Raw genomic sequence first — 25,763 nt, 5'->3', positions numbered from 1 at the left:
TCAGTTTTTAGTTGTCGGCCGCCTCGCGCCTGCGGGTGACGAGCCAGTAGAGCGTCACCAGCAGGACGGAAGCCAAGAGCAACAGGGATGAAACGGCATTGACCTCGGGCGTAACGCCCTGGCGGATCATGCTGTAGATATAGACGGGCAAGGTGGTTGAGCCGGCGCCGGCGACCATCATGGTGATGATGAAGTCGTCGATCGAGATGACGAAGCTCAGCATCGCGCCGGCGACGATGCCGGGCATCAGGATGGGCAAGGTGACATATCGGAAGGTGGCCCAGTCGGTGCCGTAGAGATCGGCGGAGGCCTGTTCGAGCGTCGTGTCCATGCCTTCGAGCCTGGCCCGGATGGGCATGAAGGCAAAGGGAATGCAAAAGGTGACATGGGCGATGATGACATTGCCGAGGCCCAGCGACAGGCCCGTGCCGGCGAAGACGATCAGCATGGCGACGGCGGTTACGATCTCGGGCACCATGAGCGGCAAGGAGATCAAGACGAGGCTGGCGCCGCGCCCGCGGAAGGGGCCACCACGCGTCATCACCAGTGCGGCGAGCGTGGCGATCACCGTCGCCAGGGCGGTCGCGACGGTCGCCACGACGAGGGAATTCAATGCGGCGCGCTGGATATCGGCATTGGCGAAGGCCTTGGTATACCAGTCGAGACTGAATCCCGACCAGACCATCACCAGCGAGCCGGCATTGAAGGAATAAAGAACGAGAATGGCGATCGGGAGATAGAGAAAGGCCATGAAGCCATAGGCGGCAGGTCTGAGACCGGGCACTTCGCCGGCGTTGCGGAATTGGGCAGGCGCGCGCGCTTCAGGCATGGGCGAGGGCTCCCGCATGCGATCCGGCCCGGCGCGCGGCTTGCGCATACCAGAGAAGACAGAGGATGACGAAAGCGAGCAGGATCATCGCCACCGCGGCGCCGAAAGGCCAGTTGCGCGCCGTGGCGAACTGGAACTGCACCAGGCTGCCGAGCATCAATTTCTTGCCGCCGCCCAGGAGGTCAGGCTGGATGAAGGCGCCCAGACAGGGAATGAAGACGAGGATCGAGCCCGCGACGATGCCGGGTCTCGCCAGCGGGATGATCACGCGCCGGAAGGTTTCGAAGGTCGAGGAGTAGAGGTCGGAGGAGGCTTCGACGAGCCGGAAGTCGAGCTTCTCCAGGCTGGCATAGATCGGCAGCACCATGATCGGGATGAAGGCATAGATGAGGCCGATGACGATCGCGAAATCTGTGTACATGAGACCCAGCGTGTCGTCTTCGCCCAGCAATCCCAGCCAGCGGAACGGCATTTCGACCGTGCCATTGCGGCCGAGAACGATGATCCAGGCGAAAGTGCGCACCAGCTGATTGGTCCAGAAGGGAATGGTGATCAGATAGATCCAGATGCTGCGGTGCTGGGCGGGCTGGCGGACGATGAAATAGGCGACCGGGAAGCCGACTATCAGGCAGAGTATGGTCGCCAGGATCGCGAGGCCGAGCGAGCGCAGGATGATGATCAGATAGCCCGGATTGAAGACGAGATTGTCGGCAAGGTCGCGCTCGAACAGGAACTGAAGATAGGCTTCCGGCGAGAAACGCCAGACGACGCCACCGAAAGGATTGGATTCGAGGAAGGAATAGAGCGCCATAACGGCGACCGGCACCAGCATGAAGAGGCCGATGACGAAAAGCGCCGGGGCGAGGCCGATCAACCTCCTCAGTGCCGCGGCTGTCGGCGTCACGGTCATCCGACCAGCATCCTTAGGGCATCAGTGCCGATGGCGAGAGAGACGCGGTCGCCGGCCATGTGGCGCACGCCGCCATCGTCGCGGCTGCGCCCGGCCACCATCAGAGGCGCGTCCTCACCGATATCGACCTGAAAGAAGGTCGATTGCCCGAGATATTCCGTGGTCATGATCCTGCCCGGAAGGCCTTCGCCCTCTGGTGAACCGATCCGCACCTTTTCAGGACGCAGGAACAAGGTCACCTTGTCGCCGGGCGTGCCTCCGGCTGCGACCGCAACCGTGAAGGGAAGGCCGCCGGCTGACCGGCAGGTAGCGACGCCGGCGGCGACGCCTGCGATCTCGGCGGCGATGAAGTTGGCGTCGCCGATGAAGGAGGCGACGAAGCGGTTGACGGGATATTCGTAGATTTCCGACGGCGTGCCGACCTGTTGGACCTCGCCGTCCGACATGACGGCGATGCGGTCGCTCATCGACAGCGCTTCCTCCTGGTCGTGGGTGACGAAGACGAAGGTGATGCCGGTGGCGCGCTGGAGCTGCTTGAGCTCGGCGCGCATGGCTTGTCTGAGCTTCAGGTCGAGAGCGGAAAGGGGCTCATCGAGGAGCAGGACCTTGGGATGCGGGGCCAAGGCGCGGGCGAGGGCGACACGCTGCTGCTGGCCGCCGGACAATTGCGTCGGCCGGCGCTCGGCGAATTTCTCCATCTTGACCAGTTGCAGCATGCGGGCGACCGTCTCGGATATCTCCTGGGGCGGCCGGCGCAGGCGCTGCGGCCCATACGCCACGTTCTCGGCGACCGTCATATGCGGGAACAGCGCATAGTGCTGAAACACCGTGTTGACCGAGCGCCGGTTCGCGGGAAGCCCGGCGATATTCTCGCCATAGAGCGCCACTGTGCCGTCGCTGACTGCCTCGAAGCCCGCGAGGATGCGGAGCAGCGTGGTCTTCCCGCAGCCCGAAGGGCCCAGCAAGGTGAAGAACTCATTGTCGCGAATGGAAAGCGAAACGTCTTTCAGCGCCAAAACGCTCGCCTGGCCCTGGCCGAAGCGCTTGACGACGCCCGAGACGTCGATCGCCGTCTTGCACTCAGTTGCCGATTTCGTGCTCATCGCCTCCGCAAAATCCCGCTGCCGGTGCAGCATCAAAGAAATCCATCCTTCTTGAGATCATCCATCGTGGCCTTGATGCTCTGGCGCAGGATGCCGCCGATCTCCTCGATCTGCGCGACCTCCAGTGTCAGCGGTGGTGACAGGATATTGAGATGGCCGAGCGGGCGGACGATCAAGCCGCGCTTCTGGCAGTTCTGCGCGATCCTCTTGCCGACATTCGCTTCTGCTGGAAGCAGCGCCTTGGTCGCCTTGTCGGCGACATTCTCGATGCACATCATGAAATGGCTGCCGCGCACCTCGCCGACGAGATCGAGATCCTCAAGCTTTCTGAGCGCTTTCTCGAAGACGGGGCCGGTCTTGCGCACGCGCTCGCAGATCTTCTCGCGCTCGATGATCTCGATGTTCTTGAGACCGGCGGCGCAGGCGGCGGGATGGCAGCTATAGGTGAAGCCATGGAAGAAAGCGGCACCCGGCCGGCTGATGACATCGAATATCTCGTCCGAAATGATGGTCGCGGAGAGCGGCTGATAGCCTGAGGATATGCCCTTGGCGGCGGAAATGATGTCCGGCTCGATTCCGAACTTGTCGAAGGATGCGAACATGTGGCCGAGGCGGCCGAAGGCGGTGACCACCTCGTCGGCGATATAGAAGATCCCATATTTGCGGCACAAATCGTAGGTGCGCTTGTGATAGCCCTCGGGCGGCACGATCACGCCGCCCGCGCCCATGATCGGCTCGGCGATGAAGGCCGCGACATTGTCGGGGCCGAGTTTCAGGATCGCGTCTTCCATTTCATTGACCAGGAAGTCGAGGAAGCCTTCCTCGCTGACGCCCTCGGGACGGCGATAGCTGTGCGGGGCTGAGAGATAGTGCACGAGATCGGTGGCTCCGTCCCAGCCCGCCTGATAGACGGGGCCGGTCAGCGCGATCGTGAGGTGGGTGCTGCCGTGATAGGCGTTCTGGCGCGACAGGATCTTCTTGCGGTAGGGCTTGCCGATCCGGTTGAAATAGTGATGGACGAGGCGCACGGCGGAATCGTTTGCCACCGATCCGCCAGTCCCGAAGAAGACGTGGTTCAGCTTGCCGGGCGCCAGCTGGGCGAGCTTGGCGGCGAGCGCCGAGGCCGGCTTGTTGGTCAGGTTGTTGAAGGCCGAATAGAAGGGCAGCTCGCGCAGCTGCTTGACGATGGCCTCAATGATCTCCTCGCGCCCATAGCCGACATTCACGCACCACAGGCCGCCGATCCCGTCGTAAAAGCGGTTGCCCTCGGCATCCATCACATGGACGCCGTCCGATCCCGCCATCACGGTGCAGCCTTCCTCCTTGTTGGCGGCAAGGCTCGAGAAGGGATGGATGAGATGGGCGCGATCCTGCTCCCAGGCTTCCTGTGCGGAGCTCTCGTAATTGGTGGTCAAGGTCATTTCCGGCTTCACCTGAACTGTTGCGGTCTTGAGAAGGTATATATGGGGGGAGACCAACGCGAGTCCGCCGTTGAACTTTGCGTTATTCACCCGTCCGCAGCCGCGCAAGCGGATGGACTGCGGGAAAGCTCTAGGGCATGCTCGGCGCCAGCTTGAATCCCCCTTTTGGGGTAACGCGGACGGGAGGAGGGCTCGTATGGGGAGGCTCGGGATAACCGACGCGGGAGCTGCGGCATCGGCGCTCGGCCAGATTGCCGGAGCGCTGGGCACGCCGAGGTTCCATCGCGGGCTCCTCGATGTCGTTCGTGATGTGTATCCGAGCGACTTTGCCCAGGTCTATCAGATCGAGCGCGACGGACGCGCCGTCTGCATCGACCCTTGCGACACGCCGCAAAAGCATTGTGAATCCTACGTGCACCAGTTCAGCCGGTATTGTCCGCTGTCGCGCCACTGGCAGAGAACCGGCAGGCCGGGCGTCGTGACCATGAACGAGGTGCGCAACCGCGACTGCGACTTCGGCAACTACTTCGCCGAATTCTACGATCCGATCGGCCTCGTCGACGAAATCGGCGTCCTCCTGCCGTCACCTGGGCGGCGCACGGTCGCGCTCTTCATGGAAAGATCGATGCGCTTCTCGGACGAGGCGCCGGATGTCCTGCGCCGGCTCTATTCCGGCTTCGCCCGGCTGCACCGGACCAACAATCAGCTCTTGTTCAGGGGGGCTGTGACACGCACGGCGCGCGGCCTCCAGACCAACGCCGTTTGCATCTTCGACCGAAGCGGCGAGATCGTGTTTGCCAATCGCGAATGGCGTCAGGCCTGCCGGCGTGACGGCGCTCTCGCCCGCCAAGCCGGATCCGACTTCAGCGAGGACAACCGGAGCGTCGACCTCGATGACGGAACGCTGCTCGCCAGTCGCCTGGATGAATGGTTCCCCATCGCTCCGGGCGGCCGGCTATGCGTACTCAGCTATTCCAGCCTGCGCGCCAGCCTGCCGGCGCTCAAGACCTCGTTCCTTGCCGGCTATGTCAGCAAGCGTGAGCATGAGATCATCTGCGCCATCCTCGAAGGGCATCCCACCAAGGCGATCGCCGACCGGCTCGGCTGCGCGCCGCAGACCGTAAAGGCGCACAAGAAGCGTATTTACCGCCGGCTCGACATCACAACCGAGCGCGAGATATTCCTCATGTTTCTCGATCATCTGCAGGGCCGCAGTCCCGTGCTGCATGCTGACAAGGAATGATCACCCAAAAGTGGTCTGAGAAAATCGCCGAAAAGCGGACATTTTTGCCCATCCACTCGATTGATAGGGTCAGGCTGTCTTCGACCAGCCGAGGTGTGCCTTGTCTACCAACCTGTCCGTCAATGTGAATGCCATCGCCTTTCTCCGCAACCGGCGCAATCTGCCCTGGCCGAGCGTCGAAGGCCTGGGACGGATCGCGCTGCAGGCCGGCGCCTATGGGCTGACCGTGCATCCAAGACCGGACGAGCGGCATATCCGAAGGAGCGATGTCGGGATCCTCAATGACATGATCCGTACGGAGTTTCCGGGCCGCGAATTCAATATCGAAGGCAATCCCGATGCGGATTTCGTGAAGCTGGTCAGGGCGGCGAAGCCCGACCAGGTGACCCTGGTGCCGGACGATATCGGCCAGGTGACCTCCGATCACGGCTGGGATATCGCCTCCCACCGGAGCTTTCTCACCGACGTCATCGGCACGCTTAAATCCCAAGGCATGCGGGTCTCGATCTTCATCGATGCCGAGCCGGAACTCGCTTTTCAGGCCAAGGAGGTGGGGGCCGATCGCGTCGAGATCTATACCGGTCCTTATGGCGGTGCTTTCGAGCCTCTCGCCATGGAGCGGGAGTTCCGCAAAGTGGTGGCGACCGGCAAGGCGGCGGATAAGGCCCGCGTCGGCCTCAATGCCGGCCATGACCTGACGCGGGAAAATCTGCCGCGGCTGGTGGCGGCGCTGCCCAATCTGCGGGAGGTTTCGATCGGCCATGCGATCACGGCGGATGCGCTGGTCTTCGGCATGGCGGAAACCGTGCGGCTGTTCCGTGTGGCCTGCGGAAATTTGAGGAGCGAAGCGGCGTGACGGCAAGCCTGATCACCTTGGTGACCATCGGACTGGTTCAGCTTCTGGCGGTCATCAGCCCAGGGCCGAGCTTCCTCATCACCGCGCAGACCGCCGTGGCGCGTTCGCGCCTCGACGGCATCAAGATCGCCTTCGGCCTCGGCGCCGGCACCGTCGTGTGGGCGAGTGCCGCGTTGCTTGGCCTCAATGCGCTGTTCCGGCTGCATCACTGGCTGTTCGTCGGCATGAAGGTGGCGGGCGCCTTGTTCCTCCTGTGGATCGCCTATCAGATCTTCCGGCATGCCGACGCGCCCATCGAAATGGGCGAGGGCAATGGCGAAGCCATGCGGCGAAATCCGTTCGTGAGAGGATTTCTCACCCAGATCTCGAACCCCAAGGTTGCCGTCTTCTTCGGCTCGATCTTCGTGGCGATGCTGCCGCAGGACGTGCCGACGTGGATGATGCCGGCGTTGCTCGCCATCGTAACGACCAATGAGATCGTCTGGTATGTGCTGGTCGCGCTGTGCTTCGGCTCGGCACCCGTGCGGCGCTTTTATATCGGCGCCAAGAAGTGGATCGACCGGGTGACCGGCCTGTTCCTGGGCGCTTTGAGCCTCAGGATCCTCTGGCAGGCGCGCGACGTCGCCTGATCTCCCCTGGCGCCGGCAAGCCGGGTTCCCGTGGTGGCGCGGGGACTTGCGCGGATCGTCTCGGGGACCTGGGCCGCCGGCAATAGCCGAGTCATTTGAATCGGTTGCGGATGCCGGTTAAGGCCGCTTCTCAGGCTGACCATAGGGTCGGAAGCCCCCTGCGGAGGCATGTGGCCAATGCATCGAACAGGCTTGCCTTTGGGGCACCGATCTCTATTGTGCGCCCCGGTTTTGCGAGCTTTCCGGCTCGTAGTCATTCACCAGCGAGGGAAGTCTCATGCGCGTTTATTATGACCGGGATGCCGACGTTAATCTGATCAAGGGCAAGAAGGTCGTCATTGTGGGCTATGGCAGCCAGGGCCGGGCCCATGCCCTCAATCTCAAGGATTCGGGCGCCAAAAACCTCGCGGTGGCGCTGCGCAAGGGCTCGGAGACCGCCAAGAAGGCGGAAGCCGACGGCATCCAGGTCATGACGGTGGCCGAGGCCGCCAAATGGGCCGATCTCATGATGATGGCGACGCCGGACGAGCTCCAGGCCGACATCTGGAAGGACGAGATCGCCCCCAATATCCGCGACGGCGCGGCGATCGCCTTCGCCCACGGCCTCAACATCCATTTCAACCTGATCGAGCCCAAGAAGACCATCGACGTTTTGATGATCGCACCGAAGGGCCCCGGCCACACGGTGCGCGGCGAATATCAGAAGGGCGGCGGCGTGCCCTGCCTCATCGCCATCCATCAGGACGCCTCGGGCAACGCTCATGACCTGTCGCTGTCCTATGCCTGCGCCATCGGTGGCGGCCGCTCGGGCATCATCGAGACGACCTTCAAGGAAGAATGCGAGACCGACCTCTTCGGCGAGCAGGTGGTTCTGTGCGGTGGCCTGGTCGAACTCATCCGGGCCGGCTTCGAGACGCTGGTGGAAGCCGGCTACGCGCCGGAAATGGCCTATTTCGAATGCCTGCACGAAGTGAAGCTGATCGTCGACCTCATCTATGAGGGCGGCATCGCCAACATGAACTACTCGATCTCCAACACCGCCGAATGGGGCGAGTACCAGACCGGTCCGCGCATCATCACGGACGAGACGAAGCAGGAAATGCGCCGCGTGCTGAAGGACATCCAGACCGGTCGCTTCACCTCGGAATGGATCCGCGAATGCAAGGCCGGCCAGCCGAGCTTCAAGGCCATCCGCCGCGTCAATGATGCGCATCCGATCGAGGAAGTTGGTGAAAAACTCCGCGCGATGATGCCGTGGATCGCCAAGAACAAGCTCGTCGACAAGACGCGGAACTGACTCATGACGAGCGCGCCGCTGTCCATAAGGCCGGCGGCGCGCCTCGACATCGATACCCTGACCGATCTCGCGATGCGCTCGAAGGCCTCGCATGGCTATGACGCGGCCTTCATGGAGGAGTGCCGCGCGGAACTCACCATCCATGAGCGGACGTTGAACGAGCGCGACATCTGGGTGGCGGAGGCGCAAGGCCGGATCCTTGGCTTCTTCGGCCTCGAATTCCCGCAGGACGGCGTCTCGGAGGTCAATCCGATCTTCGTCGAGCCCGATCTCCAGCAGGGCGGTGTGGGCCGGGCTCTCTGGGGCAAGCTCGAGGAGCGGGCGCGTTTCGCCGGCGCCCGCGCCATCGGCCTAGATTCCGATCCCAACGCCGTCGGCTTCTATGAAAAGATGGGGTGCCGCGTGATCGGCTCGTCGCCATCGAATTCGATCCCCGGCCGCATGCTGCCGCGCATGGAGAAGCCGCTGGATCCGGCTCCCGGGACACAAGCTGAAAGCGGAGGCACCGCGGATTAGGCCCGGGCGTCGCCATCGTCATTTCGGCGCCGGCGCGACCTTGCCCTTGGTCCGCTTTCATCACAAAGTGCACGAGGCCCGCCAATCCTTCAGCGCATGTCCCACGGGAGCTCCGCATGACCATCAGTGACGATCTCAAGCAGCTCGCTCTTCAAGAGGAAGTTCTGCGCTTCGCATCCTTCGACGAGAACGCCGCCTGGGAGCTCGGACTCAAATTCCGCGATCTGGCCGAAACACGCAACCTGCCCATCGTTGTGGATATCCGCCTCGGCACGCGGCAGCTCTTCCACACAGCACTCCCCGGAAGCACGCCCGACAATCCTGAATGGGTGCGGCGCAAGAGCAACGTGGTCCTGCGCTATTTCAAGAGCTCCTACCGGGTCGGGCGCGAACTGGCCGCCAAGGAGGACTCGCTCGATCTGCATCGCGGCGTCTCGCCCATGGATTTCGCTCCGCATGGCGGCAGCTTTCCCATCCATGTCGAGGACACCGGCGTCATCGGCGCCATCACCGTTTCGGGATTGCCGCAGCGCGACGATCACAATCTGGTGGTCGAGGTCCTGGCCACGTTCCTGCACAAGCCATTGGACGGGCTTGTACTCGGCGCCGAGTAGCTGCTGACAGGCGTTGTCAGCATCCGGGTCTAGTTTTTCCTTCTCAGGATCAGGGAGGAGCTGCGATGACCCGAGTAGGGTTTGAAACAAGATCGGTCCGCATGGAGCGGAAATGCCTGCTGACGGTGCAGGCGCCGGCCGATGACGTTGACAGGATCATGGCGGCGGTGACCCGGGTGACGCCGCTTAGCATGGGCAAATATGACAGCAACGCCTATCAATCGGGCGCCGGCATCGAGCGGTATCGCCCACTTAAGGGTGCTGCCGCCGGCCCCGAAAACGACGTTCGCAAGCGGCCCGGCGTCGTCGAAGTCTCCTTCGAGCTCGCCGATGAGCGGGACTTGGTGGAAGAGGTGATCGAAGCGATCTTCGAATGCCACTCCTATCAGGAGCCGGTGATCCGGATTTCTTCCATCCTTACGAGCCGCTCCAAGGGCCTCGACGACAGCGCCAATCCCCATCGCTGGTGGAATACGGGCGGGGATTGGAAGAAAAGCGCATGATCTTTTCGGAAAACCAATTCGCACTTTTCCGGGGCATGCTCTAACTCGACGACACAGGAGGTTTCTCCTTCGCCAGCTCGCTGGTGCGGGCGGCGAGATCGCGCATGTCGTCGCCCAATTGCTCGAGCGCGAAGCGCAACGTGAAGAGGCGCGCCGCTTCCTCGCGGGGAGGCCGCTGCGGGGCATCTGTCAACCTTTCCACCGCCTGCGCAAAAGCTCGGGTGCTCGCCTGATAGGTATCGAGAGCCGGGGCCTTCGTGCGGGCGATAAGGCTTGCGGATATGCCGCGCAGGAGCGCGCTGGCATCCTGGTGCGCCGCCGCCAGAGAGGGGCCCAGCTCGGCGAGGATCGCCGCGGGTAAGGGTTTCGCCGCGGCGCGGCCCACCATGACCAGGTCGTGGCGGACCCGATAGAGGGTGCGCACCACGGGCTCAGGATCGGGATCGTCGCTCACCCGCATCCGCCGTTCGCGCGCGGCTTCCTCGGCGGCGGTTTCGGTCTGCTTGAGCGCGGCACGGATCCTGGCATGGAGCGGCGGCACGCTCTGGCGGCCCTGGTCGCGGGTGAGGCCATCCATGAGCCTTTCCATGAGATCGGCATTGAGGGCCGCGACGCGCGCCGCCGCCTCGCGCAACTGGCCGTGGGCGCGGGGCGGCAGGAACACGAAGGTGACGGCCAACGCCACGATATTGCCAATGATGATCTCGAGGACGCGATCGGCCGCCGAGATCAATGGATCGGAAGCGGGCCCATAGATCGGCAGCATCACGATGAGGGCGGTGACCGGCGCCACCCGGAAGATCGCATTCACCGCGGCGAGGAAGGCGAGCGGCAGGATGGCGAGCGCGATGGCGACGGCGAGGCCAATATCGCTCGCATGGGGAATGGCGATGGCGACAAGCGCGCCATAGAAGGCGCCGGCCAGCGTTCCCCATAGCCGGTCAAGGGCGGCCTTGAGCGAGCCGCCGACGCTGGTCTGGACGACCAGCAGCGCGGTGATGACGGCCCACCAGCCCTGCGGCAGGCCGAAGAGCTTCACAACCGTGAAAGCCAGGACGACGGCGATGACCACCCGCAAGGCATGGCGCATCTCGGCGACATGCCGGCGGAAGAAGACGAGAGGGTTGCCGAGCTTCACCTCTTCAGCTCGATGATGTCGAATTTCGATTCATATTTGGGCAACGGGAATTCGAGCCGCACGCGCCTGTCGCCCGCACGAATCGCATAAGCGACCTCGTCCCGATCGGGATCGGTACCGTAATGGCGCGGCTTTTCATCGGCATAATGGAACGCGCCGATATAGGTCAGTCTCGTATCGCTCTCAGTATAGAAGGCGCCGGATGTTCGTTGCGAGCCGGTGAGCTTCTCCAGCCGCCAGCCCGAGCCGTCGTCCGTAACTCGGCATTTGAACCAGCCGTAGATGGTGAGCGCCGGCCTGCCACCGAGCTTCACGGTCCGGCATTGCCAGGTGCCCGTCATGTCGTACGACCCTGAGAATGACAGCGGCTTGCCAGCGAGGATCGCATCGAGCGTCGCGATGTCATTGGGCGTGCCGCCATTCTTCGCCTCCGCGATTGCCTCGGCGCGAGCCTTCTCAAAGGCAGCGAGACGAGTCTTGTCGCCTGCGGTCATGAGCTTGTCGATCTTCCCTTCGGCACCGGCCGCTGTGGCCGAGGCGAACAAGGCGAGGACAATCAAGCCGGTGCGGGTGACGGGATTAGACAATGTAATAAGCCTCCGAGTCGATGGGAGGCCGATGCTAGAGGCCGTGACCGACCGCAGCAAGGAAAACGCCTTTGCACCCGAGGACTAGTATTCGCTGCGCGGCTGCGGCTGGCCGGTGATGAAGCCAGTGCCATCCAGATGATAGATGTCGGGGCGGAAGTGGATACGGCCATCTTCGGTGGCCCAGGCGGTCAGATACATGATCCGGAGATCCGGTCCACTCTTCACCGGCTTGTCGAGGCGTTCGCCCGACTGGGCGATGTTTTCGATCATGCCGGGATCGAAGCCGTCCTGGCCGGAGAGGATCCAGTCGACCAGAACCTCGACGCGGTCGACGCGGATGCAGCCGGAGCTCAAATAGCGGGCGTTCTGGCCGAACAGCTCGCGCGTGGGCGTGTCATGCAGATAGACCGCGTATTTGTTGGGGAAGTTGATCTTGACCGTCGCCATGGCGTTCTGGTCGCCCGGATCCTGACGGAACAGGAAAAGGTTGCTCGGCGTCGTCTGCCAATCGACGGAGTTGGGATCAATCTCGCGGCCGCTCGCTTTTTCGATGACGCGGATCTGCATCTTGCGCAGCACGTCGGGGTCCTTGGCAAGTTTGGGCAGGAGATCGCGCCGCACGATGGAATCGGGCGCCGTCCAATAGGGATTGAAATTGATGTCGCTGATCCGGCTCATCAGCACGGGCGAGGGGCGGTCGATCTTGCCGGCGACGATGTTGTGGCGCGAATAGACGGCGCCGAAATTCACCGCCTCGAGCTGGGCCGAGGGAATGTTGACCAGGATGTAGCGAGGACCCAGCTTGGCCGAATAGGCGGCGACGCGCGGCTGGTTGATCTGCAATTGGCGCAGGCGGGCAGCGGCCGGAATGTTGAATTCGGCAAGGCTGCGGTCATCGACCTTTCCGGTCGGTGCGAGGCCGTGATTGGACTGGAAGGCCTTTACTGCATTGCGGACCTCGACCGAGAACTTCTCCGGCTCGTCGACCTCCAGGCTCCGGGGCGGGAGGTAGCCTTCCGCCACCAGCCTCTGCCGCAGCAGGGCCACCCCGGGGCTGTAATCGCCCTTTTCGAGATTGCGCTCGCGCAGCGTCGGCCAGCCACCAGTGCGCGTGATGTGGTCATACATGGCGATTGCCGCGTCCATCGCATGGGGCGACGTCGGCGTGATCAGAGCGGCCTGGGACTGTCCGTCCAGGATCTCCGTCTGGGTGGCGAGCTTGCCGGTCGGCGCCTGGCGCGTCAGCGAGCTGATGGAGCCGGTATAGTCGTTGGACTGGGCATAAGTGGGTGCCGCAAGGCCAGCGGAAAGCAATAGAGCGAAGGCGGTAGTCAGCCGTGTCATGGTCGCTATAGTCCCCGGAGTCTGTCCCCACGAGACTCGGATATCTTGGTAAACCGAGGCTTAATGGTTTCGGAAGCCGGCACGTGGCCAATCCGGACGCCGTCAGTGCCCCTGCAATTCCACCGGCTCCATCATGAATTTCCGCAGTCTGTTGCAGATAGTTACTAAAAAATCCCTTTATTTATAATATATTACAAAAAGTTGTAGCGGAAGTGACACAATTTTCCGTAGTATCTTCCCCCGGGGCAGCTTCCATTTCGAGAAGAGCGCAAAACGGCTCACGAAACGGAAGCTACAGGACGGGAGGATGTGTATGAATAAAATCACGTTGCTGAGCGCGACGGCTCTGGTCATGTCGGGTCCGGGCGCTCTTGTGGCCGAGACTGTTCCGCCGGCGCCAGTATCCAGCTGGACCGGCCTGCATATCGGCATCGGCGGCGGTGCCGGCTACAACACCTATGACGCTGAATCGCTTTTCGATGTCGATGCGTGGAACGCAGTCGTTCCCGACTTCATCGACATCGAATCCGATGAAGACAAGTTCTATGGCTTCGGAACCGTGGAGATCGGCGCCGATTATCAGTTCGACGGCACCGCCATCGTCGTCGGTATCCTCGCCAGCTATGACTTCAACGGAAAGTCGGAGGTCGACTCCTCGTTGAATTCGGCGGCCGAAGACGGGTACATTACAGCCGAAATTCAGTCCGAGCTGGAAGACAGTTGGTTCGTTGGCGGCCGCGCCGGCTTTGTCGTCAACGGCGCATCGCTCCTCTACGGTTTGGGCGGCTATAGCTGGACCAAGGCGAAGGCGAAATCACATCTCGGCTTTGACTTCAACGGAGCCGGAGACGATTTTGCCGAGATCGATGAGGATGAATCGGTCGATGGATGGACATTGGGGGTAGGGCTCGAGCAATTGCTGACCGACAGTATCTCGCTCAAGCTCGAATATCGTCATGACTTCCTCGATTCTATCAAATGGAACGGCGCGCCGTTCGACCCTGAATGGGGAGGCGTCGATCCGGATAACAACGCGTCGGGAAAAGTGGATTTTTCCCGCGATACATTGCGCGCTGTCGTGTCGTGGCGGTTCGGCATGTCAGGGCCGTGATGCTCAAGCACCTGACGCTTGTTCATAATCCTGAGCTGTTTTCCGTTGGCGACTACACGACAATCGCCGAGGAAATCAGAGCGAGATGCGACGACATCAAGGTCTTCATCTATCCCGATGCTCCCTTGGTCCGACCGCGAGCCAATCTTACAGCGCATCCGCTCATGACATTCTGCCCGTCCGTGCTGCAGCACTTCAAGGCGCCGCGCGGACGCGTCTTCTGCGGTCAAAGCATCGGTAAGGACGAGCAGCTCCGTCTCCTGGCCAAGGGCGGCGTGCGCGTGCCGCGCTGGGTCTATTCACGCCCCAATCTGCGGCTCTCCGAATATGACTGGGGGCCATATGTCATCGTCAAGCCCATCCGGTTTGGATATGCCACGAAGGGGCAGGGCATAGAGCTCGCCAGGACCGACCAATACAAGCATGTGTCGCCCGCCATGATGACCCTGCAAGGGCGGACGGCATCGAACATGATCGTTCAGCAGTTCATCGACAGCGGCGAATATGCCGAGGATTACCGGGTCGTGACGATTTTCGGCAGCGTGCTCTATGCCTTGCGGCGCAAGTCAATGATCAGGCTCAGGCGGCCGGACGGCGACGTCACGAGAACGACCGAAGGCGTCGTCTCCAACGCATCCGCCGGGGGCGGCAGAGACGTCACGTTCTGTCACGACAAGGACATTCTCGCCTTCGCGAGCGCCTGCTATCGCGCCATACCGCAAGTTCCCTTTCAGGCTGTCGATATAAGGCGGGAAGCCAAAGGCGGGCGCCTGTACTGCTTCGAGATCAATCCGGGCGGACATACGTGGAATTTCTCCTCGGCGCGCACACAAAGAGTTCCCACGATCGAGGGCATTCGACGTGAGGATCAGTTCGGTGCCTGGGCCATAGCGGCCGACACCCTCATCGAGAAGACGCGCCTGTTCGCGAGCTAGGGCACCGAGAGCGCGATCATTTCGCGCCGGAAGGGCGTTTCCAATATGTCGCGCGGCTTGCCGTCGAACTCTTCGGCGAAGCGCCGCCCGGCATAGACGGCATGAGCAATCGCCGCCGGCACCCAGGCATCGCCGATCGCCGTCGCGTGAGCGCCGCGCTCCTTCAGCTCACGGTAGAGCGCGTCATCGGCCTTGCGCGAGGTGACAAGGACAACCGATCCCGCCGTGTGCCGGCGCTCCTTGCCGGTATAGATGCAGGAGGTGATGAGGCCTTGCCCTGTGACCTCTGATAAGGCCTCGCCGGCGATGATCGTGACGCCCAACTCGAGCAGGCGGCGCTGAATGAGTTTCTGCTCCATGGTGTTGACGGTGTAGGCGGCGGCGATGGAGGCCGGGGTGACATAGGTCACCTTGATGCCCTCCTTCACGAGCAGTTCGGCGAGAACGCTGGCCATGTAATAGTGGTCGTCATCGAAAACGATCGCTTCCCTGGCTTTCGGGCGCCGGCCGGACAAAAGATCGTCCGGGGTCAGGACATCCGCAGCACCATCGACGGCGACCGGCAGATGCTGGTGATGGCCGGCGCCGTCGCGCCGCCACAGGGCGCCGGTGGCGCAGACGATAAAATCGGCGCCGAATTCGAGCGCCGTGTCGGGATTGAGGTCGCTGTCCAGGTAGAGATCGACATTGGCCATCTTGCCGATCTGCAGGAGGCGCCAGTCGCGCACGCGGCCCCAGGCGGCAAGGCCCGGCAACCGGCATTCGCGCGCCACGCGGCCGCCGGCCTCGTGGGCCCTGTCGGCGATGGTCACGTGATAGCCGCGCTGGCCGAGGGCGCGTCCCGCCTCGAGACCCGCAGGACCGGCTCCGATCACGAGCACCCGCGCTTCGCTCGCTTTGGCGCGGATACGCTCGGGATGCCAGCCCTTTCGCCATTCCTCGCCCATGGACGGGTTCTGGGTGCAGCGCAGAGGCGTCTTGGTGTAGTCGCCGGTGACGCAGATATTGCAGCCGATGCATTCGCGGATGTCGTCGACACGGCCTTCCTCGATCTTCTTCGGCAGATAGGGATCGGCGATCGAGGGTCTCGCTGCCCCGATCATGTCCATGATGCCCTGGCGGATGACACGCACCATTGCGTCGGGCGAGGTATAGCGGCCCACACCGACGACCGGCTTTGTGGTGAGCTTCTTGACCCCTTTGATATAGGGCTCCTGAAAACCTTCCTCGGAGAAGCGCGAGGTCTGCGAATCCTTGGGCCACGCCGAGAGCGACAGGTCCCAGAGATCGGGAAGCTCGGCCATCATGGCGATGGCGTCCTCGACCTCCTGAGGCTCGAGACCATCGCTTCCCAGGAACTCGCTCATGGCGATGCGGACTGGTACCGCGCAGCTGTCGCCGACGGCCTCCTTGGTGTCCTCGATCACTTCGCGCAGCAGGCGGGCGCGGTTGGCGAGCGAGCCGCCATATTCATCGACGCGATCATTGGTGGCGCGGGAGAGGAATTGCTGGAAGATTCCGAGGCCATGGCCGGCATAGACATAGATGAGATCGTAGCCGGCCTTCTTGCCGCGCAAGGCTGCGGCGCGATGGATGCGGCGCAGGTCCTTGATGTCCTGCTTGTCCATGGCGCGCGCATGGACGGGATCGAAATGATAGGTCGAGGTGTTCATCGCCATCGGCGCCATGGGCGCCTCGCGCGAATAGAGATTGGCGGCCGTGTATCCCGAATGGCACAACTCCAGGCCGGCGAGGGACTGGTGCTCGTGGATCTTCTCTGCAATGCGGGCGAGGGTAGGGATGTCCTGATCGTCCCAATTGCGCAGCTCGACATAGGGGGCCACATCGCTCATCGGATGGACCTCCACCATCTCGGTACAAACCACGGCCCAGCCGCCTTCGGCTTTCATGCCGCGCATGGCGGCAAGCGCCGAGGCATCGCGATAGCCCATGCCGTTACAATGCGGCACCTGATAGAAGCGGTTGCGCGCCGTGACGGGGCCGATGCGAATGGGCTCGAAGAGGATGTCGTAGCGGGGATCGCGGGTCATGTGGGTCCTGCCGATGCGGGGGCATCTGTGTACCAATCGTGAGCCAATTGCGCCAGTGGAGGGGCTATGCGAAGACTGGCCGCATGTCACTCACGCCTATCCCGATCACAGCGCTCGATCTTCACCTTCAGTCCGGATCATGGTCCTTCGCCGAAGCCGAGAAGGATCGCATCACCGAGCATTGGCGCAAGCTTGCCGATGCCAATCCCCGCATATGGAACGGCGACGTGCTGATCTGCGCCGAAGCGAAGATCGTCGACAAGACGCTTGCCGCCCGCTTCCTCAAGACCGACTATGCGAGCTTCATCGCCTGGCGCGACTGGGGATGGCCCGACAAGACGGTCAACAACTGCTTTGGCTCGGCGATCGTTCAGTCTGCCGATGGCGCCTTGCTCTATGGCCGCATGGCCGGACACACGCTCAATCGCGGAAAGATCTATCCGCCCGGTGGCTCGCTCGAGATGAAGGATGTCGGCGCCGACGGCCGTGTCGATGTGTTGGGATCGCTCGTCCGGGAACTCGACGAGGAAACCGGCCTCAAGGCTGCCGATGCCGAAAGGGGCGAGCTTCTCGCCGTGTTCGACGGGCCCCGTCTGTCGGTGGCGCAGGTCTTCCGTTTCGGAAGTTCCGCGCAAGCGCTGGCCGAGACGGTGAGGCACTATCTCCGCAACGGCCACGACGACGAGCTGAGCGACATCGAGATCATCAGCTCATCCTCACAAATCGATTCAACGATGCCGGGTTATGCTGTTGCAATTGCACAATATTTGATCACCCGCGAAAATGAGGCGAGTGCCCTGCGAAAGTAGGATTGCGCTTGACCGGCGAGCCCTGGGAGAACACTCTCAGAGATAATCACATCAGCGGGAGGAACCACCATGAATCGATTTTCACGCCGCGACCTGTTTGCCCTGATGGGCGGCGCCGCTATGGTGCCGTTGCTGGGCAGCGTCGAGGGCCGCGCGGCGACACGCTACATCGTCATCGGCACGGGCGGCACGGGCGGCGTGTTCTATCCCTATGGCGGCGGCCTCGCCAAGCTGCTTTCGGAGAAGCTGCCGGAAACGCAGGCCACGGCCGAAGTGACGGGCGGCTCGGTGGACAATGTGAAGCTCCTCGCCAAGGGCGATGCGGAAATCGGCTTTGCGACCGTCGATTCCGCATTCGACGGCTTCAAGGGGCAGGACGCCTATCAGGATGTCGGTCCGCAGAAGATTGCGACGCTTGCGGTGCTCTATCCGAGCGTGTTCCACACTGTCGCTTCGAAGGCGAGCGGCATCAAGACCGTCGCCGACATCAAAGGCAAGCGCGCCTCCGTGGGGTCGTCCGGTTCCTCGACCGAATCCATCGCCGATCGCGTGATGGCGGCGGCGGGGCTCGATCCTATGAAGGACGTCACGCGCGACAATCTCGGCGTGGCGGAGTCGGTCAATGCGCTGAAAGACGGCAAGATCGACGTTTTCTTCTGGATCGGCGGCGTGCCGACGCCGGCCGTCAAGGACCTCGTCTCGACCAATGCGGCGGATGTGACCTTCATCAACACCGGCGACCATGCCGGCCAGCTCAACGAGAAATATCCAGGCGTCTATCTGTCCTCGACGCTCAAGAAGGGCGTCTATGAAGGACTTGCCGAAGACCTTCCGGTGCTCGGCGTCGACAATGTGCTGCTGGTGCCGGAAGCGCTCGATGGCGGGATGGTCAAGGAGATCCTGGCCGCAATTTTCGACAATCTTGCCGATGTGGCCGAGATCCATCCGGTGGCCAAGCGCCTGAAGCTCGAGACGGCGGCGCCCAAGACGGCTGTCCCCTATCATCCGGCGGCGGTCGAATTCTACAAGAGCCGAGGTGTGACGGCCGGCTGAGGCGCGACGGGTGCCTGAGGCCGACGTCGACCAGGACAAGCTCGATCAGCTTGCGCTCGACAGCGAGTCGGGACGGACGCGTCGTTTGTCCGGCTGGCAGTCCTGGCTTGCCGCCGGCCTGTGTGCCGGGCTCTCGCTCTATGCGCTCTACTGGACGCAATTCGCGATCAACACCTCGATCTACCGCGCCACCTTCGTCGGCATCGTACTCGCCGCGGCGTTCCTCATCTATCCGCTGTTCCCGAAAGGCGAGGGACGCCATATCCGGATCGTCGACTGGCTCCTGATCGCGCTCACCTTTGCCTCGATCACCTATCTCGTCACGCATCTCGAGGCGACGAAGATGCGCGCCACGTCGCCGCTCGAGATCGAGGTCTGGCTGGGCGGCATCCTTATGCTGCTGGTGCTCGAAGCGACGCGGCGCGCCACCGGCTGGGCCTTGCCGCTGATCGCCATCGGCTTCCTCGTCTATGCCTATTTCGGGCGTTACATGCCCGAGCCCTTCAATCACCGCGGCTTCTCGATTTCGCGCATCGTCGGGCAGAACTATCTGACTCTCGAAGGCCTGTTCTCGACGCCGACCGACGTGGCGGCGACCTTCATCATCATCTTCTCGCTCTATGGCGCGGTGCTCGACCGTGGTGGGGCGGGCCGGTTCTTCATCGACTGGGCCTTCGCGCTGTTCGGCAAGAAGCCGGCGCCGGCGGCTCCCGGGCGCGCGGTCGTGGCGTCCGGCTTCCTGCTCGGCACCGTCTCCGGCTCGGGCGTGGCGACGACGGTGACGCTCGCCTCACTGTCCTGGCCGATGCTGAAGCGCTCGGGCTACAATCCGGCGACCGCCGGCGGGCTCACCGCCGCCGCCGGCATCGGCGCCACGCTGTCGCCGCCGACGCTGGGCGCGGCCGCCTTCATCATCGCCGAATATCTCGACATCAGCTATCTCGATGTACTGGTGATGGCGACCATCCCGACGGTGCTCTACTATCTCTGCTGCTGGCTGATGGTGGAGGCCGATGCGCGACGGCTCAATGTCAAGCCGGTGAAGACCAGCGATCAGTCGCTGTGGCGGCTCACCTCGAGCCAGGGCTATCACTTCCTCTCGCTCGCGGCGATCGCCGTGCTGCTCATCTATGGCCTGAGCGCCTTCATGGCGGTGTTCTGGTCGATCGTCGTCGCGGTGATCCTGAGCCTGATCCGCTCCGAACAGCGCCTCCTCACAATGCCCGGCGCCGCCGCCGCCGCTGTGCTGGCGCTTTTTCTCTATCTCGCGGGCATGCGCCTGTCGGTCGCGGCCTTCCTCGGCCTCATTGCGGGCGGCATCGTCAGCATCGCGCTCTACTACTGGGAAAAGCGGCAAGGCAGAGCGCCGGACGCGGCGACCGAGAGACTGATCGCGGCTTTGGTCGAGGGCGGCAAGGGCTGTGTCGGTATCGCCGCCACCTGCGCCACCGCCGGCATCATCGTTTCGATCATCAATCTCACCGGCCTCGGGCTGAAGCTGTCGGGGCAGATCGTCGAACTGGGCGGCGGCAGCCTGGCGGTCACCATCCTGCTCGCGGCCTTCGCCATGTGGATCCTGGGCACGGCAATTCCGGTCACCGCCTCCTATATCATCGCGGCCGTCATCCTGGTGCCGGGGCTCGTGTCGCTCGATGTGCCGGCGCCGGCGGCGCATATGTTCATGTTCTATTATGCGGTGCTGGCGGATGTCTCTCCACCCACCGCGCTGGCGCCCTTCGCCGCCTCCGCCATCTGCGGCGGCTCGCCCTTCCGCACCATGATGCAGGCCTGGAAATACACGCTGCCGGCATTCGTGGTGCCGGTGATGTTCTGTCTGTCGCCCGATGGCATGGGCCTGCTGCTGTCGGGAAGCGTCACGCAGATCGTCATGATCACGCTGACGTCGGCACTGGCGCTGGCCGGTTTCTCCATCGGCGCGGCGGGCTGGATCTCAGGCCCGGCGCATGTGATGGAGCGCCTGGGGGCGGTTGCCGGCGGCATCGCGCTGATGGTGCCGGACACGCGGTGGCAGATCGCCGGCGCCATCCTCGTTGCCGCCGTCGCGTCCGTTCACATATGGCGCTATCGGCGACTCGCGCCAGCGTAAGATTTTAGTCCGGCGCGTTCCTGCTCACGCGCCGATTTGTCCGGGTACAATACTCTTCTTGCGGCGTCGAAAAACACGGCTTACCAATTCGCGCCATGGACCTCAAATTCAACACGCTCGATGTCTTCACCAACCGGCGCTTCGGCGGCAATCCGCTGGCGGTCGTTCACGATGCCGATCATCTGACGACGGAGCAAATGCAGACGATCACCCGCGAGTTCAATCTCTCGGAGACAATCTTCGTGATGAAGCCCCGCGATCCCGGCAATACGGCGCGCGTGCGCATCTTTTTCCCTGGCGGCGAAATGCCCTTCGCCGGCCATCCGACGCTGGGCTGCGCCATTCTCCTCGCCGAGATGAAAAACAAGCCCGGCTGCTCCTTCGAGACCGAGATCAGGCTCGAAGAGGAGGCGGGACTGGTGCCGGTCAAGGTCACCCGCATCGGCGACGTGCCGCATGGCATGTTCAAGGCGCCGGTGGTGCCGATCAAAGTCGGCGACGGCCCGGACAAGAAAATCATCGCGGCGGCGCTCGGTCTCGCGCCTGAGGAGATCGGCTTCGAGAGCCATGCGCCCATTCTCCTCAAGGGCGGCCCGACCTTCTTCTTCGTGCCGGTGCCGACGCGCGACGCGGTCGTCAGAGCGCGGCCCTGCGAGCCGGCCTGGAGCGCCTTGATGAAAGCCTGCAACGCGCCCGAGGCCTTCGTCGATGCGGCCTATGTCTATACCAGGGGCGGGGATGGCAAGGACGCTTCCTTCCGCTCGCGCATGTTCGCGCCGGGAGGCGGCATTCCGGAAGATCCGGCGACCGGCTCCGCCACGGCGCTTCTCGCCCGGCAGATCCTAATCGCCGACAAGCTCAAGGACGGCACGCATCGTTTCGTCATCGAGCAGGGCTACGAGATGAAGCGCCCGAGCGACCTCGTGCTGGAAGCAGATGTGAAAGCCGGCGATCTGACCCAGGTGCGGGTCGGCGGGCAGGCAGTGCGCGTCTCGGCGGGCGTCATCACCCTCTGACGACCCGGGGGAGATACAGCGATTTGCAGGGATTTGCAGGGAATTTTCGCAAAATAATAATCTGAGCGCAGAGATATCAAGGGTTTAGCGCTCCGATCGCCACCGAAGCAGGGAATTTCTCTGAAATACTGAGTTTCCCTTTCTCTCGGCCACGAGCCGACGATCCTGATATTCACCAACTAAGCCCACATCTACAAGGGCAATGCGTGCCGCGCCCGCGACGGCGTTCCTTCGTGGAAACGCGTTTGACTGGTGAACGCGCAAGTCTCAGTCGATGTTCAGCATCGCCTTGGCCTCGGCCGAGATGTCGATGCTTTCCTGATCATTGCCGGCGGCGCAAAGCTGTGCCGCCTGTTTCGCCATATCCTTGATCTGGTCGCGCTCGTCGCTCGATATCTGCGCGGAGGACAGCGCCGTCTCGACCTTTTTGACCTCGTCATCGCAGGGCTTGGAAAAAGCCGGCACCGAGGTGGCCGCCAGCAAAGCAAGGGCGAGAAGAAACAGCTTCATGGCGAGCGATCCCCTGATCGATTGTTATGCGATGAGATTGGCGGAGAACTGTGACGGAACTTTGCACCGTCCAGTTCTAAAACAAAAGGCCCGGGCAAAAGGCGGCCCGGGCCCGCGCTCGGATATCGGTGCCGGCTTACTGGCCGAGAATCTTCAGCGCCGCGTTGAGGTCCGCTTCGGAGGTCGCATGGTCGCCCGCCTCATGGGCGGCCTTGCCCTTGTTATAGAGGTCCATCACCTGCGCCTTCTGGGCGTCATCGAGCTGGGCCGTCTTCATGGCCTCGTCGATTTTGTTCATGAGGGTGGGGCACTGGTTGGCGAAAGCCGGTGTCGCGAAGGCCAGGAATGAAGCAAAAATCAGGGCTTTTTTCATGGGATCCTCCTTTGCCCGGCCAATCCGGGCTACTCTCCCATAGTCGCTACGCTGGGAGGGGAACGGCTATTCCCGGGTTGCGGAGGAGTTGCGCTTGCGCTATCTACGGGCCCGACATGGCTTATGCATCGACCCAGACCCTTGCCCCGACCGGCTGCCTTCGCGCCGGATTGGCCGGTCTTGGCCTCCTCCTTAGATGCCCCTGAATTCCGGCAGCCCTGTCACGGGCGGGTCTTCAGGGGATGTCGATTTCCAAACTAGATCTTAAGGCCGCAGGCCGGATAATTCCGGCGCCATGACAGGACAAGTCCCATGAATTCCGACCAAGTCGTCATTTTCGACACCACCTTGCGCGACGGCGAACAATCGCCCGGCGCCACCATGACCCATGACGAGAAGCTGGAGGTCGCCGAGCTCCTCGACGAGATGGGCGTCGACATCATCGAGGCGGGCTTCCCGATCGCCTCCGAAGGCGATTTCGAGGCTGTGACCGCCATCTCCAAGCGCACCAAGAATGCGGTGATCGCCGGTCTGGCGCGGGCCATCAACAAGGATATCGACCGCTGCGGCGAAGCGGTGAAGCATGCCCGCCGCCCGCGCATCCACACCTTCGTGTCGACGTCGCCGATCCATCTCGCGCATCAGATGAAGAAGAGCCAGGAAGAGGTGCTGGACATCATCTCGGCGACTGTAACGAGAGCCCGCAATCTCGTCGACAATGTCGAATGGTCGGCGATGGATGCGACGCGCACGCCCATCGACTATCTCTGCCGCTGTGTCGAGACCGCGATCAAGGCCGGCGCCACGACGATCAATCTGCCGGATACGGTGGGCTATGCGACGCCCGACGAATATCAGAAGATGTTCGAGGAAGTCCGGGCGCGGGTGCCCAATGCCGGGAAGGCGGTGTTCTCCGTCCATTGCCATAACGATCTGGGCCTCGCGGTCGCCAATTCACTCGCCGGACTGCATGGCGGGGCGCGCCAGATCGAATGCACCATCAACGGCATCGGCGAGCGCGCCGGCAATGCGGCGCTCGAGGAAGTGGTGATGGCGATCAAGACGCGCGGCGACGTAATGCCCTATCGCACCCAGATCGAAAGCACGATGCTGAACCGCGTGTCGAAGCTCGTCGCGGCCGTGACGTCCTTCCCGGTGCAATACAACAAGGCGATCGTCGGGCGGAACGCCTTCGCACATGAATCGGGCATCCATCAGGACGGCATGCTGAAGAACGCCCAGACCTATGAGATCATGACGCCAGCCTCGGTCGGCGTGACCAAGACCTCGCTGGTGATGGGCAAGCATTCCGGCCGGCATGCCTTCAAGGAGAAGCTGAAGGAGCTAGGCTATGAACTGGGCGAGAACCAGCTCGAGGACGCCTTTGCGCGCTTCAAGGCGCTCGCCGACCGCAAGAAGCATGTCTATGACGAGGATATCGAGGCCCTGGTCGACGACGAGATCGCGCAGCAGCATGAGCGCATCAAGGTTCTGTCGCTGACCGTGATCGCCGGCACGATGGGCCCGCAGACGGCGACGCTGACCCTCGACATCGACGGCCATCACGTGACCAAGCAGGCGACCGGCAATGGTCCTGTGGATGCGATCTTCAACGCCATCAAGGCGCTGGTGCCGCATGAGGTGAAGCTGGCGCTCTACCAGGTGCATGCGGTGACCGAAGGCACCGACGCACAGGCGGAAGTGTCGATCAGGCTCGAGGACGAGACGGGCAAGCAGGTGACCGCCAAGGGTGCCGATCCCGACACGCTCGTCGCCTCGGCGAAGGCCTATGTGTCGGCCCTCAACAAGCTCAAGATCAAGCAGGCCAAGGGCCAGCTCGAGGGCGTCGATCTCCAGCGCGATGCGCGACGGGGGCCGTAAGGCGATAACCCGTCATGGCCGGGCTTGACCCGGCCATTCTGTTTTTACGTCGCCACGGGCTCCTCCCTTCGTCATGACCGGGCTTGACCCGGCCATCCAATCTCGCCGCCATGCAACTGTTTGACGGATAGGCTGGATGGCCGCCTCAAGGGCGGCCATGACGAGTTGGGGGAGTGGGCATGGCAGGGCTTGACCCGGCCATCCAGTCTCGCCGCCACGCAACTGTTTGACGGATAGGCTGGATGGCCGCCTCAAGGGCGGCCATGACGAGCGGAAACATTACCCTGATCCGTCATGGCCGGGCTTGACCCGGCCATCCAGTCGTGCCGCCACGCAACTGTTTGACGGATAGGCTGGATGGCCGCCTCAAGGGCGGCCATGACGAGTTGGGGGAGTGGACATGGCCCGGTTCGACCAGGCTATTCTGTTTATATATCGCCACGTGCCTCCCCCGTTCGTGGCGGCCGGGCTTGACCCCGGAATTCGGTTTTAAAGGCGCCACGGGTTCCCCCCTTCGTCATGGCCGGGCTTGACCCGGCCATCCAGTCGTGCCGAACATAGGCGCATGAGAGAAGGCCACGTCTACATCATGGCCAACAGGCGCAATGGCACGATTAATATCGGCGTCACGAGCAATCTCTCTGGCCGTGTCTATGAGCACAAGGAAGGCCGCGGCAGCGGCTTTACCCGCAAATACGGACTGAAGATGCTGGTCTGGTACGAGACATATCCTTCGATCGCCGATGCTATCCAGCGCGAGACATCGCTCAAGCGGTGGCCGCGCAAGTGGAAGCTTGATCTCATTGAGAAGATGAATCCCGAATGGGAAGATCTCTATTTGAGCTTCTGAGCAGCGGAGACACTGGATGGCCGGGTCAAGCCCGGCCATGACGAGGTGGGGAGGGTGCTGGATGGCCGGGTCAA

The 25,763-nt window shown here is 62.7% G+C and carries 25 protein-coding genes; 15 read left to right on the top strand and 10 right to left on the bottom strand.

Annotated elements, in window-relative coordinates; all coding sequences use genetic code 11:
* Nucleotides 1-7: 7 nt before the first annotated feature.
* Genes G5V57_RS31755 through G5V57_RS31740 form a run of 4 tightly spaced genes read right to left on the bottom strand, consistent with a single transcriptional unit; the run spans nucleotide 8 to nucleotide 4,263 of the window.
* A complete protein-coding gene (locus G5V57_RS31755; RefSeq protein ID WP_165172889.1) occupies nucleotides 8-829 on the bottom strand; it encodes an ABC transporter permease in 822 nt (273 codons plus the stop codon).
* Nucleotides 822-1,739 carry an ABC transporter permease gene (locus tag G5V57_RS31750; protein WP_165172887.1) on the bottom strand — a complete coding sequence of 306 codons (918 nt, stop codon included), beginning with the start codon at nucleotides 1,737-1,739 and terminating at the stop codon, nucleotides 822-824. Before G5V57_RS31750 ends, G5V57_RS31755 begins: the two co-directional genes overlap by 8 nt.
* Entirely contained in the window at nucleotides 1,736-2,842 is a 1,107-nt protein-coding gene (locus G5V57_RS31745; RefSeq protein ID WP_165172885.1) for an ABC transporter ATP-binding protein, read from the bottom strand. The genes G5V57_RS31750 and G5V57_RS31745 overlap by 4 nt, the downstream gene beginning before the upstream one ends.
* Before the next feature lie 32 nt (nucleotides 2,843-2,874).
* The gene (locus tag G5V57_RS31740; RefSeq protein WP_165172883.1) at nucleotides 2,875-4,263 is read right to left on the bottom strand and encodes an aminotransferase; all 1,389 of its coding nucleotides are present in this window, start codon (nucleotides 4,261-4,263) and stop codon (nucleotides 2,875-2,877) included.
* A gap of 196 nt (nucleotides 4,264-4,459) precedes the next feature.
* On the opposite strand from G5V57_RS31740, the gene G5V57_RS31735 reads away from it, so the two are divergent.
* The 7 genes from G5V57_RS31735 (at nucleotide 4,460) to G5V57_RS31705 (ending at nucleotide 9,921) form a co-directional block, all read left to right on the top strand.
* Nucleotides 4,460-5,506 (top strand): helix-turn-helix transcriptional regulator, encoded by a 1,047-nt coding sequence (locus G5V57_RS31735; RefSeq protein WP_246737443.1) that lies wholly within the window; start codon nucleotides 4,460-4,462, stop codon nucleotides 5,504-5,506.
* 100 nt (nucleotides 5,507-5,606) lie between these two features.
* Nucleotides 5,607-6,362 carry a pyridoxine 5'-phosphate synthase gene (locus tag G5V57_RS31730; RefSeq protein WP_165172881.1) on the top strand — a complete coding sequence of 252 codons (756 nt, stop codon included), beginning with the start codon at nucleotides 5,607-5,609 and terminating at the stop codon, nucleotides 6,360-6,362.
* Entirely contained in the window at nucleotides 6,359-6,991 is a 633-nt protein-coding gene (locus G5V57_RS31725; RefSeq protein WP_206530133.1) for a LysE family translocator, read from the top strand. The genes G5V57_RS31730 and G5V57_RS31725 overlap by 4 nt, the downstream gene beginning before the upstream one ends.
* Nucleotides 6,992-7,268: 277 nt before the next feature.
* Entirely contained in the window at nucleotides 7,269-8,288 is a 1,020-nt protein-coding gene (gene ilvC, locus G5V57_RS31720) for a ketol-acid reductoisomerase (RefSeq protein ID WP_165172879.1), read from the top strand.
* Nucleotides 8,289-8,291: 3 nt separating this feature from the next.
* Nucleotides 8,292-8,804, top strand: coding sequence for a GNAT family N-acetyltransferase (locus tag G5V57_RS31715; RefSeq protein ID WP_165172877.1), 513 nt, complete (start codon nucleotides 8,292-8,294; stop codon nucleotides 8,802-8,804).
* A 116-nt stretch (nucleotides 8,805-8,920) separates the two neighbouring features.
* Nucleotides 8,921-9,418 carry a heme-degrading domain-containing protein gene (locus tag G5V57_RS31710; protein WP_165172875.1) on the top strand — a complete coding sequence of 166 codons (498 nt, stop codon included), beginning with the start codon at nucleotides 8,921-8,923 and terminating at the stop codon, nucleotides 9,416-9,418.
* 65 nt (nucleotides 9,419-9,483) lie between these two features.
* Nucleotides 9,484-9,921 carry a hypothetical protein gene (locus tag G5V57_RS31705; RefSeq protein ID WP_165172873.1) on the top strand — a complete coding sequence of 146 codons (438 nt, stop codon included), beginning with the start codon at nucleotides 9,484-9,486 and terminating at the stop codon, nucleotides 9,919-9,921.
* 40 nt (nucleotides 9,922-9,961) lie between these two features.
* Here G5V57_RS31705 and G5V57_RS31700 read toward each other — a convergent pair whose 3' ends face one another.
* The 3 genes from G5V57_RS31700 to G5V57_RS31690 form a co-directional block, all read right to left on the bottom strand.
* The gene (locus G5V57_RS31700; protein ID WP_165172871.1) at nucleotides 9,962-11,059 is read right to left on the bottom strand and encodes an aromatic acid exporter family protein; all 1,098 of its coding nucleotides are present in this window, start codon (nucleotides 11,057-11,059) and stop codon (nucleotides 9,962-9,964) included.
* Complete coding sequence (locus G5V57_RS31695; protein WP_246737442.1) at nucleotides 11,056-11,646, bottom strand: DUF4893 domain-containing protein; 591 nt, start codon at nucleotides 11,644-11,646, stop codon at nucleotides 11,056-11,058. Before G5V57_RS31695 ends, G5V57_RS31700 begins: the two co-directional genes overlap by 4 nt.
* An 84-nt stretch (nucleotides 11,647-11,730) precedes the next feature.
* A complete protein-coding gene (locus G5V57_RS31690) occupies nucleotides 11,731-12,993 on the bottom strand; it encodes a murein L,D-transpeptidase (RefSeq protein WP_165172868.1) in 1,263 nt (420 codons plus the stop codon).
* Between the two features lie 313 nt (nucleotides 12,994-13,306).
* On the opposite strand from G5V57_RS31690, the gene G5V57_RS31685 reads away from it, so the two are divergent.
* Together G5V57_RS31685 and G5V57_RS31680 are read left to right on the top strand one after the other, a co-directional pair.
* Nucleotides 13,307-14,104 carry an outer membrane protein gene (locus G5V57_RS31685; protein ID WP_165172866.1) on the top strand — a complete coding sequence of 266 codons (798 nt, stop codon included), beginning with the start codon at nucleotides 13,307-13,309 and terminating at the stop codon, nucleotides 14,102-14,104.
* Nucleotides 14,104-15,039, top strand: coding sequence for a RimK family alpha-L-glutamate ligase (locus G5V57_RS31680; RefSeq protein ID WP_165172864.1), 936 nt, complete (start codon nucleotides 14,104-14,106; stop codon nucleotides 15,037-15,039). Before G5V57_RS31685 ends, G5V57_RS31680 begins: the two co-directional genes overlap by 1 nt.
* Here the strand turns inward: G5V57_RS31680 and G5V57_RS31675 are convergent.
* The gene (locus tag G5V57_RS31675; RefSeq protein WP_165172862.1) at nucleotides 15,036-17,090 is read right to left on the bottom strand and encodes an NAD(P)-binding protein; all 2,055 of its coding nucleotides are present in this window, start codon (nucleotides 17,088-17,090) and stop codon (nucleotides 15,036-15,038) included. The two genes, G5V57_RS31680 and G5V57_RS31675, sit on opposite strands and share 4 nt — an antisense overlap.
* Nucleotides 17,091-17,173: 83 nt before the next feature.
* Between G5V57_RS31675 and G5V57_RS31670 the strand changes: the two genes are divergently transcribed.
* The 4 genes from G5V57_RS31670 to G5V57_RS31655 all read left to right on the top strand — a co-directional run bounded on the left by G5V57_RS31670 (nucleotide 17,174) and on the right by G5V57_RS31655 (nucleotide 22,075).
* Complete coding sequence (locus G5V57_RS31670; protein WP_165172860.1) at nucleotides 17,174-17,899, top strand: NUDIX hydrolase; 726 nt, start codon at nucleotides 17,174-17,176, stop codon at nucleotides 17,897-17,899.
* Between the two features lie 69 nt (nucleotides 17,900-17,968).
* Complete coding sequence (locus tag G5V57_RS31665; RefSeq protein WP_165172858.1) at nucleotides 17,969-18,952, top strand: TAXI family TRAP transporter solute-binding subunit; 984 nt, start codon at nucleotides 17,969-17,971, stop codon at nucleotides 18,950-18,952.
* Nucleotides 18,953-18,962: 10 nt separating this feature from the next.
* Complete coding sequence (locus G5V57_RS31660) at nucleotides 18,963-21,059, top strand: TRAP transporter fused permease subunit (RefSeq protein WP_165172856.1); 2,097 nt, start codon at nucleotides 18,963-18,965, stop codon at nucleotides 21,057-21,059.
* A gap of 95 nt (nucleotides 21,060-21,154) precedes the next feature.
* Entirely contained in the window at nucleotides 21,155-22,075 is a 921-nt protein-coding gene (locus G5V57_RS31655) for a PhzF family phenazine biosynthesis protein (protein ID WP_165172854.1), read from the top strand.
* 267 nt (nucleotides 22,076-22,342) lie between these two features.
* On the opposite strand, the gene G5V57_RS31650 is transcribed toward G5V57_RS31655, so the two are convergent.
* Nucleotides 22,343-22,585, bottom strand: a complete 243-nt coding sequence (locus G5V57_RS31650) for a hypothetical protein (RefSeq protein ID WP_165172852.1) — start codon at nucleotides 22,583-22,585, stop codon at nucleotides 22,343-22,345.
* Nucleotides 22,586-22,721: 136 nt separating this feature from the next.
* Nucleotides 22,722-22,958 (bottom strand): hypothetical protein, encoded by a 237-nt coding sequence (locus tag G5V57_RS31645; RefSeq protein WP_165172850.1) that lies wholly within the window; start codon nucleotides 22,956-22,958, stop codon nucleotides 22,722-22,724.
* Between the two features lie 312 nt (nucleotides 22,959-23,270).
* Between G5V57_RS31645 and G5V57_RS31640 the strand changes: the two genes are divergently transcribed.
* Both G5V57_RS31640 and G5V57_RS31635 read left to right on the top strand, forming a co-directional pair.
* Complete coding sequence (locus tag G5V57_RS31640) at nucleotides 23,271-24,839, top strand: 2-isopropylmalate synthase (RefSeq protein WP_165172848.1); 1,569 nt, start codon at nucleotides 23,271-23,273, stop codon at nucleotides 24,837-24,839.
* Nucleotides 24,840-25,404: 565 nt separating this feature from the next.
* Nucleotides 25,405-25,689: a GIY-YIG nuclease family protein gene (locus G5V57_RS31635; protein ID WP_165172846.1), complete on the top strand. Its 285-nt coding sequence runs from the start codon at nucleotides 25,405-25,407 to the stop codon at nucleotides 25,687-25,689.
* Nucleotides 25,690-25,763 lie beyond the last annotated feature (74 nt).

The sequence above is a fragment of the Nordella sp. HKS 07 genome, from assembly GCF_011046735.1.
Taxonomy (GTDB): domain Bacteria; phylum Pseudomonadota; class Alphaproteobacteria; order Rhizobiales; family Aestuariivirgaceae; genus Taklimakanibacter.
This window is presented reverse-complemented; position numbering and strand designations above follow the sequence as displayed.